At 49.1% G+C, this 18,171-nt stretch carries 16 protein-coding genes and 1 tRNA gene; 7 read left to right on the top strand and 10 right to left on the bottom strand.

The window, feature by feature from the left end; genetic code table 11:
• Positions 1-83 precede the first annotated feature (83 nt).
• From glyQ to ACTS3T_RS23905, 4 genes are all read left to right on the top strand, one after another.
• Complete coding sequence (glyQ, locus tag ACTS3T_RS23920) at positions 84-974, top strand: glycine--tRNA ligase subunit alpha (RefSeq protein WP_462935869.1); 891 nt, start codon at positions 84-86, stop codon at positions 972-974.
• A gap of 129 nt (positions 975-1,103) precedes the next feature.
• Positions 1,104-1,586 (top strand): DUF4079 domain-containing protein, encoded by a 483-nt coding sequence (locus tag ACTS3T_RS23915; RefSeq protein WP_462935868.1) that lies wholly within the window; start codon positions 1,104-1,106, stop codon positions 1,584-1,586.
• Positions 1,587-1,712: 126 nt separating this feature from the next.
• Entirely contained in the window at positions 1,713-3,965 is a 2,253-nt protein-coding gene (locus ACTS3T_RS23910; protein ID WP_462935867.1) for a ComEC/Rec2 family competence protein, read from the top strand.
• Positions 3,966-4,192: 227 nt separating this feature from the next.
• Positions 4,193-4,279: transfer RNA gene (locus tag ACTS3T_RS23905), tRNA-Ser, on the top strand.
• A gap of 71 nt (positions 4,280-4,350) precedes the next feature.
• Here the strand turns inward: ACTS3T_RS23905 and ACTS3T_RS23900 are convergent.
• The 4 genes from ACTS3T_RS23900 to ACTS3T_RS23885 form a co-directional block, all read right to left on the bottom strand.
• Positions 4,351-5,730: a 2-succinylbenzoate--CoA ligase gene (locus ACTS3T_RS23900; protein ID WP_462935866.1), complete on the bottom strand. Its 1,380-nt coding sequence runs from the start codon at positions 5,728-5,730 to the stop codon at positions 4,351-4,353.
• Positions 5,715-6,680, bottom strand: a complete 966-nt coding sequence (locus ACTS3T_RS23895; RefSeq protein WP_462935865.1) for an o-succinylbenzoate synthase — start codon at positions 6,678-6,680, stop codon at positions 5,715-5,717. The genes ACTS3T_RS23900 and ACTS3T_RS23895 overlap by 16 nt, the downstream gene beginning before the upstream one ends.
• Entirely contained in the window at positions 6,664-7,578 is a 915-nt protein-coding gene (gene menA / locus ACTS3T_RS23890) for a 2-carboxy-1,4-naphthoquinone phytyltransferase (RefSeq protein ID WP_462935864.1), read from the bottom strand. The genes ACTS3T_RS23895 and menA overlap by 17 nt, the downstream gene beginning before the upstream one ends.
• Before the next feature lie 102 nt (positions 7,579-7,680).
• On the bottom strand, positions 7,681-8,250 hold the full coding sequence (locus ACTS3T_RS23885; RefSeq protein ID WP_462935863.1) for a hypothetical protein: 570 nt from the start codon (positions 8,248-8,250) through the stop codon (positions 7,681-7,683).
• A gap of 104 nt (positions 8,251-8,354) precedes the next feature.
• On the opposite strand from ACTS3T_RS23885, the gene ACTS3T_RS23880 reads away from it, so the two are divergent.
• Together ACTS3T_RS23880 and ccsB are read left to right on the top strand one after the other, a co-directional pair.
• Entirely contained in the window at positions 8,355-10,163 is a 1,809-nt protein-coding gene (locus ACTS3T_RS23880) for a DUF3352 domain-containing protein (RefSeq protein WP_462935862.1), read from the top strand.
• A gap of 68 nt (positions 10,164-10,231) precedes the next feature.
• The gene (gene ccsB / locus ACTS3T_RS23875) at positions 10,232-11,254 is read left to right on the top strand and encodes a c-type cytochrome biogenesis protein CcsB (protein WP_462935861.1); all 1,023 of its coding nucleotides are present in this window, start codon (positions 10,232-10,234) and stop codon (positions 11,252-11,254) included.
• A gap of 409 nt (positions 11,255-11,663) precedes the next feature.
• Here ccsB and ACTS3T_RS23870 read toward each other — a convergent pair whose 3' ends face one another.
• The gene (locus ACTS3T_RS23870; protein ID WP_462935860.1) at positions 11,664-12,467 is read right to left on the bottom strand and encodes a serine/threonine protein kinase; all 804 of its coding nucleotides are present in this window, start codon (positions 12,465-12,467) and stop codon (positions 11,664-11,666) included.
• Positions 12,468-12,667: 200 nt separating this feature from the next.
• Here ACTS3T_RS23870 and ACTS3T_RS23865 point away from each other — a divergent pair, with 200 nt between their 5' ends.
• Entirely contained in the window at positions 12,668-14,044 is a 1,377-nt protein-coding gene (locus tag ACTS3T_RS23865) for a proton extrusion protein PcxA (RefSeq protein ID WP_462935859.1), read from the top strand.
• On the opposite strand, the gene galE is transcribed toward ACTS3T_RS23865, so the two are convergent.
• The 5 genes from galE to ACTS3T_RS23840 all read right to left on the bottom strand — a co-directional run.
• Entirely contained in the window at positions 14,045-15,034 is a 990-nt protein-coding gene (gene galE / locus ACTS3T_RS23860) for a UDP-glucose 4-epimerase GalE (protein WP_462935858.1), read from the bottom strand.
• Between the two features lie 68 nt (positions 15,035-15,102).
• Positions 15,103-15,969 (bottom strand): beta-1,6-N-acetylglucosaminyltransferase, encoded by an 867-nt coding sequence (locus ACTS3T_RS23855; RefSeq protein ID WP_462935857.1) that lies wholly within the window; start codon positions 15,967-15,969, stop codon positions 15,103-15,105.
• 12 nt (positions 15,970-15,981) lie between these two features.
• On the bottom strand, positions 15,982-16,842 hold the full coding sequence (locus tag ACTS3T_RS23850; protein WP_462935856.1) for a sulfotransferase family protein: 861 nt from the start codon (positions 16,840-16,842) through the stop codon (positions 15,982-15,984).
• Between the two features lie 38 nt (positions 16,843-16,880).
• Positions 16,881-17,834, bottom strand: a complete 954-nt coding sequence (locus tag ACTS3T_RS23845) for a sulfotransferase family protein (RefSeq protein WP_462935855.1) — start codon at positions 17,832-17,834, stop codon at positions 16,881-16,883.
• A 66-nt stretch (positions 17,835-17,900) separates the two neighbouring features.
• Positions 17,901-18,171 (bottom strand): hypothetical protein (locus ACTS3T_RS23840; protein WP_462935854.1); only part of this gene is annotated, 271 nt, incomplete at its 5' end.

Raw genomic sequence — 18,171 nt, 5'->3', positions numbered from 1 at the left:
TAAGTCTTTGTCTTTCTGAGGCTTTCGAGGAAGGAGGGTTTTAGATATAGTCAGGCAAGAATATTTGTTTGAAGGAGAGGCGGGTGAACTTTCAGTCAGTCATTGCTACGCTGCATCAGTTTTGGGCCGATCGCGGCTGTCTAATCGTGCAGCCTTACGATACAGAGAAGGGGGCTGGAACTAAAAGCCCCCATACCTTTCTAAGAGCTATCGGGCCAGAACCTTGGTCAGTTGCTTATGTTGAACCGTGTCGCCGTCCTGCAGATGGGCGCTATGGCGAGAATCCCAATCGTTACCAGCACTATTATCAATACCAAGTTTTAATTAAGCCTTCGCCAAGCGATATCCAGGAAACTTATCTTGAGTCTTTGAGAGCTTTGGGTATTCGTCCTGAAGATCATGATGTTCGGTTTGTAGAAGACAACTGGGAAGATGCTGCCGTTGGCGCTTGGGGCGTTGGCTGGGAAGTTTGGTTAGATGGAATGGAAATTACTCAGTTCACCTATTTCCAGCAATGTGGAGGGATTGACTGTAATCCTGTTGCGATTGAACTAACTTACGGTTTAGAGCGTTTGACGATGTATTTACAGGAAGTAGATGCGATCGCCAAAATTCAATGGAATGACCAGATTACGTACGGCGATGTTCATATGCAGGGAGAAATTGAGCACTCCGCCTATAACTTTGATGCCTCAAATCCAGAGCTTTTATTTACGCTGTTTGATTTGTATCAAAAGGAAGCGGAGCAGCTAATGGATAAGCAACTGGTGCTGCCAGCTTACGACTATGTACTGAAATGTTCCCACACGTTTAATCTATTAGATGCTCGCGGGGTAATTTCGGTAACTGAGCGCACGCGCTATATCCGTCAAGTGCGAACTTTAGCTCGGCGAGTGGCTCATCTATACCTAGAGCAGCGTGAAGCAATGGGTTTTCCGCTGTTGCCAGCAAAGGCTACGGCTCAAGCCGCTTAAAGCACTAGCCATCTTACGGTTTTGCCAATTGCTCACCTAGCGAGAGACGCCAATACTGCCAGGTAACAAAGCGGTGGGTGGCATATTAAGAAGTGTATAGTGGACTTGATTAGGGCGAGAGGGTTAGTTGTGGTTTCTAGTTTGAGAGCTTCTTTAGAACCGATTGCAGGATGGTTTCGACAGTTTGGCTTGCCTGAACCCATTGTTCATTGGGGCCATCCTTTGATGATGGGGATCGTTATTTTTGTGCTGGGCAGCTTTGTGGCGTGGGCAGGCTGGCGGGGACGGGTGGCTGAAGACAAAGAGGTTGCCGTTGAGAGTAAGTTAAGTCACCGCCAGCTAGCGCCTTGGTTGTTTACCTTTATTACGCTGGGCTATACCGGAGGATTGCTTTCATTGGTGATGCAAGGGCAGCCAATTTTGGCGAGTCCTCATTTCTGGACGGGATCGATTGTGGTAGGTTTGCTGGCTATTAATGGTTTAATTTCAGCTACTAAGTTTGGTGGTAATCAAGCCGCGCTCCGCACAACCCATGCTTATATTGGTACGATTGCGATCGCGGTTATGTTCGTTCATGCATTTTTAGGTTTGAAGCTGGGGCTGTCTATTTAGTCCGTGACCTAAATAGCTTTATTGCAATCGCCATTTTGCTTGAAGCCCTGCAACTGCAGGGCTTTTTTCGATACTTGTGACAAAAAGATGGGCTAGCTAGGGTGGGGTGCGTGAGGATAGCTCAACATGACGCCGATTACTGGCTTGGTTATCTGCCTAGCTTATGTCGTAGGGCTTCTTGCTTCAGGCTTTTCGGTTGTTCCGGAGTTTACAAATTTTTTAGGCTTACCTCTGGGTGGCTACGGGCTTGCCTTAGCGAGTGGGGGCTGTGCGGCTCTATTGCCCCGTCGTTGGTACCGTGGCCCAAGCGTAAGGGGTTGGTTGATCGCTGGGTTGGTAGGTTTGCTAGCCGCTGGTTACTGCAGTTACCGCACGCCTCAGCCGACTCGTACCGATATCAGCCAGCTTGTTTCTGCGGGTGAACCGTCTACGCTGGTTGTTCGAGGAGCCATTGTTCAAGAACCTCGATTGACGCGAAGCGATAAGGGGCAATTGTGGGTCAACGTTTACTCAGTACGAGAATCGGGTGGTACGCAGGCTCAAAAACTGAACGGTAAACTTTATGTAACGGCACCTAAGCTCCAAATTACAGGATTGCGGGCGGGTCAACAGGTGCTGATGATGGGCCATCTTTATGCCCCACAAGCGGCTCAAAATCCTAATGGTTTCGATTTTCAAAAATACCTGGCTAGTAAAGGTTGCTTTGCTGGGTTTCTAGCGGCACAGCTTGAACCTGCTTCGCAGCCAGGTTTGGGACTCTGGCAGATAAGGCAGCGTATTGTTCAAGCTCAAGCCCGATCTCTGGGCAGTCCGGCAGGACCGTTGATGAGTGCGATGGCACTGGGTCGCAAGGCGGTGGACTTACCCTTTGATGTTCGCGATGCCTTTATACAGGCAGGTTTAGCCCATACTCTGGCGGCTTCTGGCTTCCATGTCTCTTTGGTGCTGGGGTTGATCCTGAGCTTGGTGCGATCGCGATCTAGCCGCACTCAAGTCATAAGCGGCGCGATCGCATTAGTGAGCTATGTGGGCCTCACAGGGGCACAGCCTAGCGTAATGCGAGCCGCTTTGATGGGGGGTGGAGCCTTGATTGGACTGGCAACTGAGCGCAAAGTGAGTTCCCTGGGCTGTTTGGTGGTAGCGGCGACGGGGCTGCTACTCTGGCAACCTACCTGGATTTGGGACATTGGCTTTCAGCTCAGCGTAGCCGCTACTTTCGGCTTGATTGTGACGGCTCAGCCGTTAAGTCGCTGGCTAGATTGGCTGCCGAGTCCGCTTGCCAGCGCCATCGCTGTGCCTATAGCCGCTAGTTTGTGGACAGCCCCTTTGCAGCTTTATCACTTCAATACGCTACCAACCTATGGCATTTTGCTCAATCTGCTGGCTACGCCCTTGGTTAGCCTCATTAGTTTAGGCGGCATAGCAACAGGTTTGCTGGCCTTAATCTGGCAACCCGCAGGCAGCGCGATCGCCGGATTGTTGTACTATCCTATTCACTTACTGATAGTCCTGGTGGAATTTTGCAACCAGCAGCCGGGTAGCTCAATGGCGATCGCTCAGGTTTCTCTCTGGCAGGTGCTAGGGCTTTACAGTCTCTTTGGCTTGGGCTGGTTACAACCTTGGCTGAAGCAGCGCCAATGGCTAGTAGGTGCGATCGCCTGTGGTTTGGTCATAGTTCCGGCTTGGTCTGCAGCCCACGCTTTACAGCAGATCACCGTTCTTTCTACGCCTCAACAATCGGCTTTGGTTGTGCAACGGGCGAGACAAACCGTTTTGATCAGCGATGGCGACAGTCAAACGGCAGGCTATACGGTTTTACCCTTTTTGCAGCAAGCGGGTGTTAATCGCTTGAGTACAGGAATTTTGCTGGGTAATAGCGGCGAGAGCGTAGAGGGATGGACAAGGATTCTACAGCAGACGCCTGCCCAAGTTTTCTATACTGCCACAGAGGTTTCTACTAAACCTTTGGCGTCTCAGCTTCTGCCAATTGGCAAAACGACTGATTTAGACGCTGCTCAAATCCAAAATTTGGGAGCAAATTCTCCCATTTTGCGCATTTTGTTTGCAGACCAAGCCTGGTTATCCATTGGTCAACTTTCTAGCGCAGCCCAGCAGCAGTTAGCCAGCGTCGGAGATGGGTTAAAAAGTCAGGTAATCTGGTGGACGGGCGATACGCTAGCCGAAAACCTGTTAGACGTGGTCGATCCGGCTGTAGCAATTTATTCAGGTTATCAGCTTGATGAAGCGGTTGAGGCTAAGCTGCGCGATCGCCAAGTTACCGTGTACTGGACACAACGTGATGGCGCTATTCAATGGCGATCTGATACAGGCTTTCAAACAACCCTAGCAGCGAGCCAAGATGCGATCGCGTTGGAGTAGCGGCCTCTAAAGTGGGGGTAGAAATCTACGTTTTATAGGTAAAAACAGAAGGTTGAGGGCAGGAAAAGTCTTTTGTCAGGGACTTTTGGCCGTTTAGGTATTTTAATGGTGGTGACTACGTCTATTCATGCCGAAGCTTTTAGCAAGATACTGCGACAAATTTTTGCCGGATTTTGAAGGCGATCGCTATTTGCCATCGATCAGCGCTAAAATAGCTTGGATCGCTGGGAGAGGTGGCAGAGCGGTTGAATGCGGCAGACTCGAAATCTGTTATAGGGTCACACCTATCGAGGGTTCGAATCCCTCCCTCTCCGTTGTTCAGCAGCCGAACATTTGACAAAGCGCTGCTCTGATTGAGTGAACGGCGCTAGCAGTCGATGAAGCTTTAAGGAATTTGGCCGATCGCCAGTGTTCGTAGGGCCTGTCGGTTGACTTTGCCCTGAAGATTGCGGGGCAGCGCGGCTACGGCTAGCCATTGCTTAGGCAGTTTGTAAGCAGCCAGTTGGGGGGCGATCGCCGCTTTAATCATCTGGCTGGAAAGGTCTGTTTGCTTAGGCACGTATATGGCTGTGACTACTTGCCCCCAAAGGCGATCGCTCAGACCCACAACGCCAACGTCTTGCACCAGACCCGTTTGCCAAATTGCGGCTTCTACCTCTTCAGGAAAAACTTTTTCCCCTCCTGTAATGATTTTGTGGCTGTTGCGACCAACTACAGATAGATAGCCTTCAGCGTCTAAAAAGCCCAAATCGTCGGGTTGAAAAAGCCGGGTGGGGTTGTCTGACCAGTTGGCAAAGTTGGCGTTGTCAGCGGCGTAATAACCTTGGCAAAGCGATCGCGATCGAATGGCAATGTGCCCTATCTTTCCAGTAGGCAAGCGATCGCCTGCTTCGTCTAAAATTTCGACTTGAACATGAGGCAAGACTCGCCCGCTGCTGCGATTACCCGCTAAAAATTCGCTGGGCAGCAGGGTGGCAATTTGAGCAGCCGTTTCGGTCATACCGTAGGTCAAAGCCAGCGGTAGCTGCTGCTGGTCGGCTTGCGTTAATAGCTGCGGCCAAGCTGGGGCACCTCCTAGCAAGACCGCTTTAAACTGCGATAGCCACACCGACCAACGAGCCTCTGCCGTGAGCAATCGTTGTAGCTGCGTAGGGACTAGAGAAATAAAGCAGTGAGCCGGAACCTCTAAAGATGCTTGCTCTAGCTGCTTGAAGGACTGCAAAACCAGCCGTCCTCCAGAGAAAAACGTTCTCAAAGCCTGCATTAAGCCACTGACATGATAAAGCGGCAATGTGCAATAAGCGTTGACGGCCACCGTCTGAAAATGCTGCTGGAAACCTTCCACAGCGGCTAATAAAGTTTCCCAAGTATGCATAGCCCATTTGATCTGGCCTGAAGACCCGCCAGTCGGAATCCCTAACGTTGCCGTTTGGCAAAAGGCGGCTGACTTTGACGGCAGAGATAGCGAAGTGGATCCCCATACCAGATCAGCAGAAAGATGTTGCTTAACTTGTGACCATTCGCGGTTTTGCCAGTGAGGATTGCCAAGAAAGATGACGCTCTGATGGCGACCCGCAGCCATCAAACCTGCCAAAAACAAGACAGGATCTGGCTCAGCAATGAAGACTCGCGGCAGGGCTTGGGGCAGTTGCGCTAGCTGCTGCGATCGCTGCTCAACTACCTGCCAAAATCGCTGACTTTCAGCCCCGATGAGCCAGTCTTCTCCCCAACGCTGTGTCAGGATGGTGCTTAAAGCTGCTGCCATAGCTGTTCAAAATTGGTTGTTAAGGTATCTGCAAACCAATGCTCGGTGCCAAAGCCCAAAGCATATTCAGGTGCTAACTCGCGATCGCCATGAAGCTGAGCCGCCAAAGCCCAAACCGCCTGCTGCCCAATCGGTGTTTCAAAGACAGAAGAAAAAATCAGGCGATCGCGGCACGTCTGGCAAAAAGTCAATAGCTGAGACGGAAAACCAGCGATCGCAGCTTTAACCACAAACAACCCCGGCCAACCCTGGGCATAACACCTCTTTAAATCAGTCAGCGTGGCCACTGATTCATCTAGGGCAATGGGGGTGTGATAGCAATGGCTGAGTTGCTGCAACGTCTCAAAGTGATCCGGTGGCAAAGGCTGTTCTAAAAACTCAATACCCAGGCGATCGCAGGTGTTTAGCCAGACCTGTGCTTGAGCAAACGTTAACCCGCCGTTGGCATCGAGCCGCAATCGGGCTTGCGGGGGCAAAGCTTGAACTAATTTCTCCAAAATGGCTAACTCTTGGGCTAGATCAGCGACGCTAATTTTCCATTTGAAGGTTCGATGACCCTTTTGCCAGAGGGTAGGCCAGCTTGTTAAAGCGGCTGATCCAGTCGGCAACAAACCACAAATTAGATGCGGTTTTAATGCAATTGTGAGGGATTTGGCCAGCCCTGCCCTGGCTGCACCAAAGCCAAACTGACAGGCAGGCATTTGGGAGGGAATCGCCGCGATCGCTTCAGCGCTCATCCAGGTGGGGCAATGACGGCAATAGTCTAAAGCTTGGTCTAAGGTTTCAGTCCCAAACCAGGGCAGCGGCACAATTTCTCCGTAGCTAATCTGGCCAGCCTGGTCAATTAGCCGCAGCAAGATGCCTGTGCGTACCGTCCAAGTGCCATGTCGGGTTTGCAGCGGTGGCTGAAAGGGACGATGATAGAGCCGAAACTCAAAGCGGTAAGACATGGGGAATTAAAAAACCCAGGCACAGCAGCACACCGCTCCAAAAGTGAAAAGCGATCGCCACAAACTTAGCATTATGCACTTGGGCAGGCTGAGCGTGATAGCAGCGTACATGTTGGCATAGCCGCACAACAGGCGGCAGACTCGCCAACACCAAAAGCGTCCATACGGGGAAAAAGTCAAGGATGACAAAGGCGATCGCAATGGCAAAAACGCTACCGCCTATCCAGGGCAGCAGCAAAGCGCCTCGCCAAGTCCCCAAACGGACAATCGGCGATCGCTTGCCTGCGGCCAAATCATCCTCGACCTGATGAAAGTGAGAGCAAAACAGCACTAGCGATGTCGTCAGGCCAATAATCACCGCCGCCGCCAGCCCCGTGATTGACCAAGTTTGAGCCTGACTGTAGTAAGCAGCGCCGACCCCTAATGGCCCAAAGCTAAAAAAGCAGAGAACTTCACCTAAACCCTGATAACCCCACCGAAAAGGCGGCCCCTGGTAGACATAGCCCAGCAAACAGCAAAGCAAAATCAGCCCCAACACTGTAAAATCTCGCTGCCACAAAGCGATCGCGAGAATACCAGTTATTCCTAAAGCCAGAACAAAATTGCTTAGCCAAAACACCAGCGATCGGCTGCGGGTCAAATTGACCACTGAATGCGCTTTGTTAACATCAATGCCTGTGTCTGAATCAAATACGTCATTGCTCAGATTTTCCCAGGCCAAAATGAGAATGGCAGACAGGACGAAGATGAAGAATATGCCCGCGTGAAAAACCTGCGTTTCAAAAAAAGCGACCGCAGTGCCCACACAAATAGGCATCACGGCCACACTATACATCGGCGGTTTGATGGCCGCTAACCACAGTTTTTTTTGAGAAGGCTGAACAGTCTGTGTAGTCATGCTATCGAGGCGATATGTCAGCAGATTTGCAGATAGTCGCAAAATTTATTCAGGCTTAGCATAACGTTCTGTTGCGCTTCTTCATGTTTCAGTTCATGACGTTTAGGGGGCTTGGTGCCACTGCCCCCACTGCATCAGACCCCAACCGACTAAGCCGCCATAAGCAGCCCAGCCCAGCCCCTCAGCCACACCTGCGCCTACCCCTAGCGGCCAAATATTACACACCAGCGGACACAAAGCCGCACTGAGACCCCCTTTAGCCAACCCACCCGCCGCGTTGATTAAAAGCCAAGGGGCGATCGCTAAGCGTCGCCAGCCCAGCACCCAGCTTTGAGCCAGAGCCATCATTAACACCATCAGCGGCAGCTTGATCAGATTGAGCCATAGCACTTCCCACCCTCCCAGTTGCTTCCATAACAAGTTGGTCAGCGGATTGATCCAAACACCGAGAAACTGAGTCAAAAAGACGCCGCCGATCCAGCCCAGAGCCGTCGCGATCGCCCACCCGCGCACCGAGCGCAGGTGCGACTTTAAGACCAGCCACTGTAGCACCCCTAGCACCCCACCTGTGAGCAAAAGCGTAGCCGTAAATTGCAGCCCTCTCACTTCTAAAAAGCCAATTAAGCCCCCACCGACTAAATTGGCTACAGTCCATTGCATCCAAAACTTCATAAACCTCTATCCGACGGCGATCGCTAGCTCTTTTCCTTATTTCTAGCAGCAAATCTTTGCAGCAGTTTGTTAGATTGGCAAAGCGATTTGTTTGAGTTGCGGTCATGAAAAAGCCACCTCTATTGCTGACGGTTGGAACTGCCATTTTGCTGATTGGCGGCGGTGCTTTGGCGTATTGGTTTTTGTCGCGGCGGCTAGGGCTATCGGCAGACTTACCCCCTGGGATCACCGCGATTCCAGATGAGGCGACGCTGGTGGTGAGCGTTAGTACGGATGAGCGTCAGTGGCGGCGACTCAGACAGTTGGGCACCCCCGAAACGCAAGCCCAATTTGACCAAACCTTGATACGCTGGCGCGATCGCCTTTTGACCAGCCAGGGCTATGCTTTTGAGCGAGATATTGCGCCTTGGGTTGGTGAAGAAATCACCTTTGCTTTGTTACCTCCATCAGCGGCAGCGGCAGCAGACAGCCTACCCTCTGCCGATAGCGCAGAACTGCAGCAGCCTTTAATTGCAGTGTTGCCCATTGCCGACCCGCTGCAAGCCCAAGCCCTGCTCGGTGCTTCTGAGTCGGCAGAGTCAGCAGATTCTGCTACTACCGCTGCGCCTGAATCTACGACTTCTAGCTCTACCCCATCAGTCACTCAAGCGATCGCGGTTAATCAGTATCGCGGGGTTGAGGTGATGGAATTTGAAGGCAGTGAGGGCGATCGCCTGTGGGCGGCTGTCTTGGGCAAAGAACTGGTTGCCGTTGCCACCACTGCTGCTGCTGCTGAAACGGCGATCGATACTTTTAAGGGAGGCGAATCGCTGGCTCAACTGCCTAAATACGCGCAGTCTTTTGCTAAAGTGGCAAATTCGCAAACGTTTGCCAAATTTTATGTGAACTTGCCAGTGGTGAGCGAAACAGTCGCCACACGAAGTCAGCCGCCGATTCCGGCTGGCAGCCTGCAAGTGTTTAACGACGCGCAGGGACTCGTGGGCACTGTGGAAATAACAGCCGATGGCTTGCACATTAGCAGTTTGAGCTGGCTGGCTGCAGGTAGCGATCGCACCTATAGCGTTAGTAACGAAGCGGGCGAAATGCCCCGCCGATTGCCCGCCCAAACGCTGGTTATGGCCTCTGGGGGCAACTTACAACAGTTCTGGCAAGACTATAGCCAGGGAGCCACAGCCGGATCGCTGTTGCCCTTTGATCCGAATAATTTGCGGGTCGGTATTAATACAACCCTGGGGCTGGACGTCGATACAGACTTAATGCCGTGGATGGCAGGTGAATTTGCTTTGGCAGTGATGCCTGCAGCGGCAACCACAGACGCGGCTAACGCCGCTAACCTACCCGTTGAGTTTGCCTTTTTGGTAGAAGTCAGCGATCGCACCGCCGCCGAAGAAACGCTAGCCCAGCTAGACAGCGTCGTAGCTGATCGCTATCGGTTTCAGGTAGAAACCACCGAAACCAACGGCCAATCAGTAACCCGCTGGACTTCACCATTTCAATCAACCACCTTTGCTCATGGTTGGATTGACGGGGATACGGTCTTTCTCAGCGTTGGGCAGGCTGCAACTGCTGCCATTGTTAACCAGTCTAAAAGCTTAGCGGAAACGTCTGCTTTCCAGGCGGTTACGGCTTCTCAACTGGCAGCTAATAACGGTCATTTCTTTATTGATTTACAGCAAATGGCGCAGGTACAGAGTCGGCTGTTGCCCAATTTGCCAGCGGCTCAACAACCCGCCGTCGTTGAGGCCATTGAAAGAATTGGAGTGACAACTGCTACCCAAGATGAGCGCAGCGTACTTTACGATGTCTATGTCATTTTGGCCAAAGGTGAGCGGCCTGGTGAACTCTCTCAACCGGACGAAGCTGCAAGTTCGCCGCAAACAACACCTTCTTCTGCCACCGTAGAAGAAGAATAAAGTAAACTCGCGCACTACCTCAACTTATCGGTAGCATAATAAACATACCGAAACTCAACAAAGTGCTCATGGATCTGGTTACTCTACAGGGCTGGTTAGACAACGCCTCCTTTGCCATCCTGTTCGTCACAATGCTGGTTTACTGGGGTGGGGTCGCGTTTCCCAGTATTCCCTTGCTGGCAAACACCGGACGGTTGGGCATGGCGATCGCCAATCTTTGTATCGCCGCTCTACTGACGGCTCGCTGGATTGAGGCGGGCTATTTTCCGCTTAGCAACCTGTACGAATCGCTCTTTTTCTTAGCCTGGGGCATTACGGCCATGCACCTGGTAGCCGAAAGTATGAGTGGCAGTCGGCTGGTAGGGGCTATTACTGCGCCAGTAGCCATGGGCATCACCGCTTTTGCGGCAATTACGCTGCCGGGACACATGCAAATCTCTGAGCCGCTGGTGCCAGCGCTCAAATCGAACTGGCTGATGATGCATGTGAGTGTGATGCTGTTGAGCTATGCGGCTTTGCTGGTCGGTTCTTTGCTGGCGGTGGCTTTTTTAATAGTCACGCGGGGGCAAGCGGTGAATTTAAAAGGTAGCTCTGTGGGCACAGGCGGCTTTCGCCAGGGTCAGTATCAGCTTAAGCGGGCTGGTGAAACCATTGATGAAAAGGTTTCGGCCTCGCAAGCGGTTGCCTTAGAAGCGGCAGGTGGAGGCACGGCTGTTTTAGACAAACCGCAACTAGAGACAGACACGCTACCACTGCTATCGCCCCAGCGTTTAACATTGGCCGATACGCTTGACAATATTAGCTACCGCGTCATTGGTTTGGGATTTCCGCTGCTAACGATTGGCATCATTGCTGGGGCTGTATGGGCCAATGAAGCCTGGGGTTCTTATTGGAGCTGGGATCCTAAAGAGACGTGGGCGCTGATTACCTGGCTAGTGTTTGCGGCTTATCTACATGCACGTATTACTAAAGGCTGGCAGGGTAGACGACCCGCTATTTTGGCGGCATCAGGATTTGTAGTCGTCTGGATTTGCTATTTAGGCGTCAATATTTTAGGTAAAGGGTTACATAGCTACGGCTGGTTCTTTTAGCCGAGGCTTGTTTGTGGTTAAAAGCCGCGATCGCTGGCGGCGCTTCAGACGTCTCTAAGAGGATATTTGAAGAGATATCTGCTGCGTAGCAAAACGGTTTAGATTCCCCTAAATTCCCTTTGGAAAGGAAGCCTTCCGAGCCGATTTCCCACTTTTTAAGGGGGCTAGGGGGGATCGACAAGTGCCTAAAATCATAACCACTGGCTTTTCAAACACCCTCTAACGTGGTTGGAGACGTTTTGTTTTATAGCTATAGCGCAAGGCAAACGGCTGCGGGCAGAAGGAAAGTAATTCTGTCTAGGGGCTTTTAGCCATTAACGTGGCTCAACGCTGGTGGCTACAGCTATAGCCTTCTTCAGGTAGAGAAGGGCGGCCAACTTTTTCGCCAATCGCCCCCTAGACGCTCTGGTTAGAGAGGTGGTAGCGCTTCTAGGGCGGCGGCAGCCGAAGGCCAGCGTTGTTCGAGTGTAGGGGCAACCATGCGCTCTAACCAGCTAGCAAATTCAGGCTGTAGCGTTAGCACTGAGGCAAAATCAAGTTTCATGCCGACTTGCAGGTCATTGGGATGGTGATCGCTCATTGCATTGATGAGCGTTGCTCCCAGGCTATACAAGTCAGATACGGCCATTGCCCGCCCACCAATTTGCTCAGGGGGGATGTAGCCGTCTAAGCCTACGCGGGTCAGAGCGGTATGCCCTAATGACAAAGACTTGACTGAGCCAAAATCAATCAGGTGAATCTGTGGCCACCCGCCCGCTTCATCTTTTTCCAGTAAGACATTGCCAGGACGAATATCGCGATGTACGATAGGGGGATTGTGCTGATGTAAGTAGACCAAAACTTCTAGCACTTTTTGGCCGACGTAGCGAGCTTCAGCTTCTTTGAGTTTGCGGCCTTGCTGCAAATTTTTGGCTAAGGAAATGCCTTTGACATAACTGTGAACCAGCGCTAAAGCCTTACCGTCTCGAGGTAGCGTAATTTCAAAATAGTCTAAGTGTCGAGGAGTTCCCGGATGATCAATTTGCTGAAGGGCTTCGATTTCTCGCTTAAAGAGTTTCAAGTCAGTAGGCTGTAGTTCATCGTCGATAAAGAGCAGCTTCAGGATGACACGGCTCTCGTCTAGCAGATCTCGCGCTACAAACGTCCAGCGTCCAGACTTTTTACCGAGCTGCTTTTCTAATTCATAGCGATCGCCTAAGATTTGCCCCGCCATAGTGTTCTAATCGCTCCATCCATAAATCACAGCTGATCAAAGATAGGTGGGTTATGCCCCAATTTAACCTCCAAGTTACTTGGTTCTATCACAGGCACCCGCGAGTTGAACAAGTTTCATACCAGCATAAGCCTACAACCGACTAAATTTGTCTTACACTCCAATCACAGACTCCGTTAAGAAAAGTATCTTTAACCCCAATGAAGGCAGTTTTTCGTAGGGCGCGGCAGTGGTTAACTAAAACTCCAGAACGAGCGCTAGATCAGGCTTATGAAGCGGCGCTTATGATTAAAACCATAGAAGATCAGTACTTTGAAGGTCAGCCCATTGCCGCTAGCGCTAGCGCCTACAGCCAAAGCGCCCGCAGCTATTTTCAAGCAGAGCTAAAAAAGTATCTCAATTTAATTGAGATGCGGATGGCGGAGTTTCGCAGCAGTAGCTTTATTGTGCGCACCTTTGATCCCCGCATCATGGATATGCAGGTGCCGATGTCGAGCGATAACGGCTATAGCGAAAACCTGGTTGATAAACCAGCGATCTTTTTTAGAAAATTACGCTTTGTCGATGAAACGCTGGCTCGCTACAAACCCAAGCCAGAAGCAGCGGCGATTGTGTCTTTAAATAGTCAGCAAAACGGGCAAAATAGCCAGCTTACCAGCCAGGAGGCAGAGGTAGCGCCGCCGCGATCGCTGGCAACTCGTCAACCTCGGCTAACAGAGGCGATCGCCAAACCTGAAAAAATGGAGAATACCGAACCAGAGCCAACGCGAGATGCGCTTTCAGATCGGGCTAGTTTTCTGCCGCGATCGATTTTGCGCACGGTCGATCGGATCAAGCAAGATCTTGATCCTAAGGCTGAAGTGGAGGTGGTCAAAAACTTTCGCACTTCTAAAGTTAAAACCACCGTCGCCCTAAAGTTTATTTTGCTGTTGATTATCGTACCGTTGCTGACCCAGCAGGCCAGCAAAAATTTTGTGGTTGGCCCTATGGTTAACTGGCTGCGTTCCGAATCAGATGCAGATGCCTTTCTCAATGTAGAGATGGAAGAAGAGGCTCTGCACGAACTGGCTCGATTTGAAGAGCGCCTGCGTTTTGAAGTGATTATTGGCAAGGCTCCCCGTCTGCCTGAACTAGAAATTGAAAAATCGGTTCAGGAAAAGGCGATCGAAATTGAAGAAGCCTATCGGCGGCGCAGCGCTGAAGCCCTCAAAAATGTTTTTGCTGATATTTTGGCGGCGGCGGCTTTTGTGGTTTTGCTGATTAACAGCAAGCGCGAAGTGGCCATGCTGAAGTCTTTTATTGATGAAATTGTCTATGGACTCAGCGACAGTGCCAAAGCGTTCATTATTATTTTGTTTACCGACATGTTTGTCGGCTTTCACTCGCCCCACGGTTGGGAAATTTTGCTCGAAAGCCTATCCCGACATTTAGGGCTACCCGCCAATCGCGATTTTATTTTTCTCTTTATTGCCACTTTCCCGGTCATTTTGGATACGGTCTTTAAGTACTGGATCTTCCGCTACCTTAACCGCATCTCGCCTTCAGCAGTGGCTACTTATCGCAACATGAACGAGTAATTAGATATGGCGCTGCTGATGCCATTGCCAAGCATGGCTAATCATGTCTTCTAGGCAGGCGTACTGCGGTTGCCAACCAAGAACGGTTTGCGCTTTTTCGCTGCTGCCGACTAAAACGGCAGGATCACCAGGGCGGCGATCGCGCAGGTTTACTTTAAAGTCTTTCCCGGTTACTTGCTTAGCTGTTTCAATCACTTCTTTAACCGAAAACCCATTGCCGTTGCCCAAATTAAAGGCATCGCTTTGCCCTTTCGCCAGTAGATGCTTAACGCCCAAAACGTGAGCCTGAGCCAGGTCGCTAACGTGGATATAGTCGCGAACGCAGGTGCCATCTGGGGTGGGATAGTCTGTGCCAAAGATAGCGATCGCGTCGCGTTTGCCAAGAGCAGTGAGCAATACCAGGGGAATCAGGTGAGTTTCGGGGTTGTGATCTTCTCCTAGTTTGCCATCGGGATCGGCTCCAGCCGCATTGAAATAGCGAAAACAGACAGATTTGAGGCCGTAGGCCGCGTCAAAGTCCGCCAAAATTTTTTCGACCATGAGTTTGGTCATGCCGTAAGGGCTGATTGGAGCTTGAGGATGGTCTTCTGTGAGCGGCGTGTATTGGGGAGGGCCATAGGTGGCGCAGGTGGAAGAAAAGACAATGTTGTTGACCCCGGCAGCGACCATTGCCTCTAGTAAGGTCAGGGTGCCAACGACATTGTTGCGGTAATATTTGGCTGGATTTTCAACTGACTCACCGACAAAAATATAGGCGGCAAAGTGCATGACAGCGTCTATTTTATGGGTAGAGAAAAGGTTATCAAGCAGCAGGCGATCGCTGATATCACCTTCAATCAGCTTTGCCTGTAAAACATTTTCCACCAGTTCTCGATGCCCGTAGACTAAATTGTCTAAAATAACAACTTCGTAGCCTGCGACTTGTAAAGCCTTGACCGCATGAGAGCCAATGTAACCCGCCCCACCTGTGACTAGAACTGTTTGAGGCATAGAAGAAGTTCCTTTCAGTAACAATGAGGGTTTGTTTTCAGTCTTCTTATCAAAACTTGCTTTTAAACTCAAGCATAAGCAGTTTTGAGCAGCTTTTGATCAATTGCCTCTAGCAGATCAAGGCTCACATCTGGATCAAACTTTCGGGCATAAAGCGCGGCTGAATTCTTGACGGCATCAAAATCAGACAGTGTTAGTCTTCTGGGCGGAAAAGGATTAGGATTTTTCCAGTCAGTATATCTTAAAGAATTATTAGTTACCGTATCTCGAAAGGGAGAATTTAATAAGATCGTTTGAAAAAAGGCTTCGTCTGGAATAAAAGTATATCTAAAATGGCGAATAACTTCAGGATTGGCCGCTAAAAACTGCAGCAAATATTCGACAAAGTCTTTAGTAAAACACCACCATTGAGAGCCGCCATAAGGCTTTAGCGCATTAGGCAAACTGCGTTTGATAGGTACGTATATATGCTTGCTACGAAAGAAAAAATGCCAGTATGCTAACCGCCGCTCAGCTTGAAAAGGGCCAACCGCATTTGACCACTTGTTTTCTTCTTCAAGTGAAAAATATTCAATAAACTGCTGCTGAGAATGCCGACTAAAAAAGTCTTGAATGTAATCGATCGGCTTAATTGGATAGTCTTGCCCTGACAACAATATTACTCGATCAAAAGAGTTGTTTGAGCTATGGAGCGCTTGCAGGGCAGAAAGCGTAGCGGCAACTATACTAAACTGCCCCCATCGACAGCTTAGACGGGACTGAACAAAATAAACATTTGAAACCTGACTGAGCAAGCTAAGCGTTTTGCAATAGGTATCATTCGCACGTTTATCTATATGAATATAGATAACTGACTGCTCGGTAGTGAGTGTACTCACTAATCGAACAATATATTCAGGCAGCTTGTGCGCTAATACAATGTAAGCAATTCTCATCTAGCTATTCATTTAAGAAGGTAAAGTACCTGTTCCAAAACTCTGTTTGCAGTTAGTTTTAGGGCGTGAATCAACCTCATCGTTTACATGAGAGCCAGTATATTCTACCGGATAAGTTTTTTCTGGGTGAGATAGGCTATAGCCAAACCTTCTAAGGCGATATTCGTATTGCGATATATACAGCTTGTGCAGAAAAAATTTGGCGATATTTTTTTCGTCATTTTTCCAAGTTGAAAAGTATTTATTATTAATGTCGCTGGTTACCTCGGTTTTAATTGGAATAGCATCTAGGCCAGCAAATTTTAGGAAGTCGGCTAAAATTTCGTGTGGATTTTTGACAAAATCTTCGTAGTGAAGAATATAAACCTTGCGCAAATATGGATAATCTAGCAAAAATCTTTCATAGCAGACTAGCCAATGTTTAATCAGCAAACCGATATGGTTTTTACTCCATTTCTTAGTGGCATAAGCTGTAGCAAGTGGATGTCTTAAAAGAACAAGAAAAATAGAGTTTGGAAATAAGTGTTGTAAAAAACGGGTACGTACTACGTTAGGAGGTGACTTTTCTAGCAAGTAAGGACAATCCGTGTTCCAATGCTGACTCCACTCTTTGAAAAGCTTCTCAGCGTTAGAGGGGATAGCAAGCGGATGCGTTTCATCCATGAAAGCTTGATTGTGAAACCCAAAACTACCGGGGCCGCCGATGTTGATAGCAGGCAAGTATACAGATTGTAGGTGTTGTCCTTCGTCTTCTGGAACACCCGTGTTGTTAAATCCGCTAACTAAGGGATGTTCTCGAATAAGTTCATGCAGCAGTGAAGTGCCGCTTCTGTGCAAACCACCCACAAAAATGATTTTTTTGTCTTGAAACATTTTTCCCCACTTAATCGACGACTGAACTCAAAGTCAAATCAGCGAGAACGCAATCTTAAGCCAAACAGGATAGGATTTACTAACTTTTTATAGCGCTCCTGAATCTTTGTAGACCAAATTTCTTTGGACGTAGGAGGCGCCGCATTGACGTCATAAACTAGCTCATAGCCGAGATACCCTAAAACCGAAAAAGCGATTGATTCAAAAATTTCTATTTGTCGGGGTGACAGCTTTTTTTTCCAGCTATCTATTTGCTGAGTTTGAGGTCGGTGGCCGACCAGTTGATGCTGTTGAGTTGTGAACTTGGGCAATTTTATACCTTTGCCGTCTAGCATTGAAGGCTGATAGTCAATATCTAAAAAGCCACAAATCTTGTGCAGGGTTTCTTCAGGCAAAGCTACCAGATCTTCATAGTGAACTCTCAAAATGCGATCGCTCTGCCAAGCGCTTTCTGCCGCCAATCCATGAGATAAGTTTTCGAGCCACCAGTAAGCCGCATCAACAATCGTATTTGGCCCCCAATCTAAAGGCATGATCGAAGCAGCGATCGCCCGTCCGTCTCTGACCAAATGAATAAACTGACTATCTGGGAAACATTTGGTTAGCTTCAAGCCAATTGAGAGATTACGTGGCGTATGATCAATCCAAATATCAGCTTTTTCTTTACCAAGGTCATGGCCGTAGCTTTCAACTAAAGCCGACATCAAATCAGAAAAAGGTAAGCTTTCTGGCAAATAAACTTTATTTATATCCAAGTCCCAATGCTTAAATCGAATATTTTTTTCTAATAATTCTAAGGCTACATCAGCTTTAATATTTTCCTGAGCGGTTGCACCTGCCAGAAGCATCAAATCAGCTTTGAACTGAGATTCGGGTGTGCAAATTGTCCGCTGGTGTCCGCCCAGCATCGAACCTAATAAAGTTGTTCCACTCCTAGGGCACCCACTTATAAATACAGGCTTCATTACTTTTACCTTGTTAGAAGTAGTCATTCAACTTATTTTATAAAGAATAAAAAACTTTTAATTTGTTCCGCAGTTCAAATATTTTCCAAACATTTACGAGTAACCCAAGCTTTGTAAGCTTACCTCAATCAAGCTAGAAGTAATTTGATTAGATGAATTGTAATAATCTGATACCTGACTAGCTACAAACGCTCTCATTTCTTTTTTCTTTTGGCTATCTATCCAAGCTGGAAAAAAACGGTTAAGCCAATAAGTTAGCTTTATAACAAAATTATATTTTTTAGAGTTCAAGGGATCATGCATATTCCGGAACGCAAATGAGTTGAGTACTCTTTGTAGCTCAATAACAGTAGGTGATAAAGCA

It is taken from the genome of Almyronema sp., assembly GCF_052168255.1.
GTDB classification, from domain to species: Bacteria; Cyanobacteriota; Cyanobacteriia; order Phormidesmidales; family Phormidesmidaceae; genus Sphaerothrix; species Sphaerothrix epifaneia.
The sequence above is the reverse complement of the archived record's forward strand: the minus strand, read 5'-3'. Positions and strand labels throughout refer to the sequence as shown.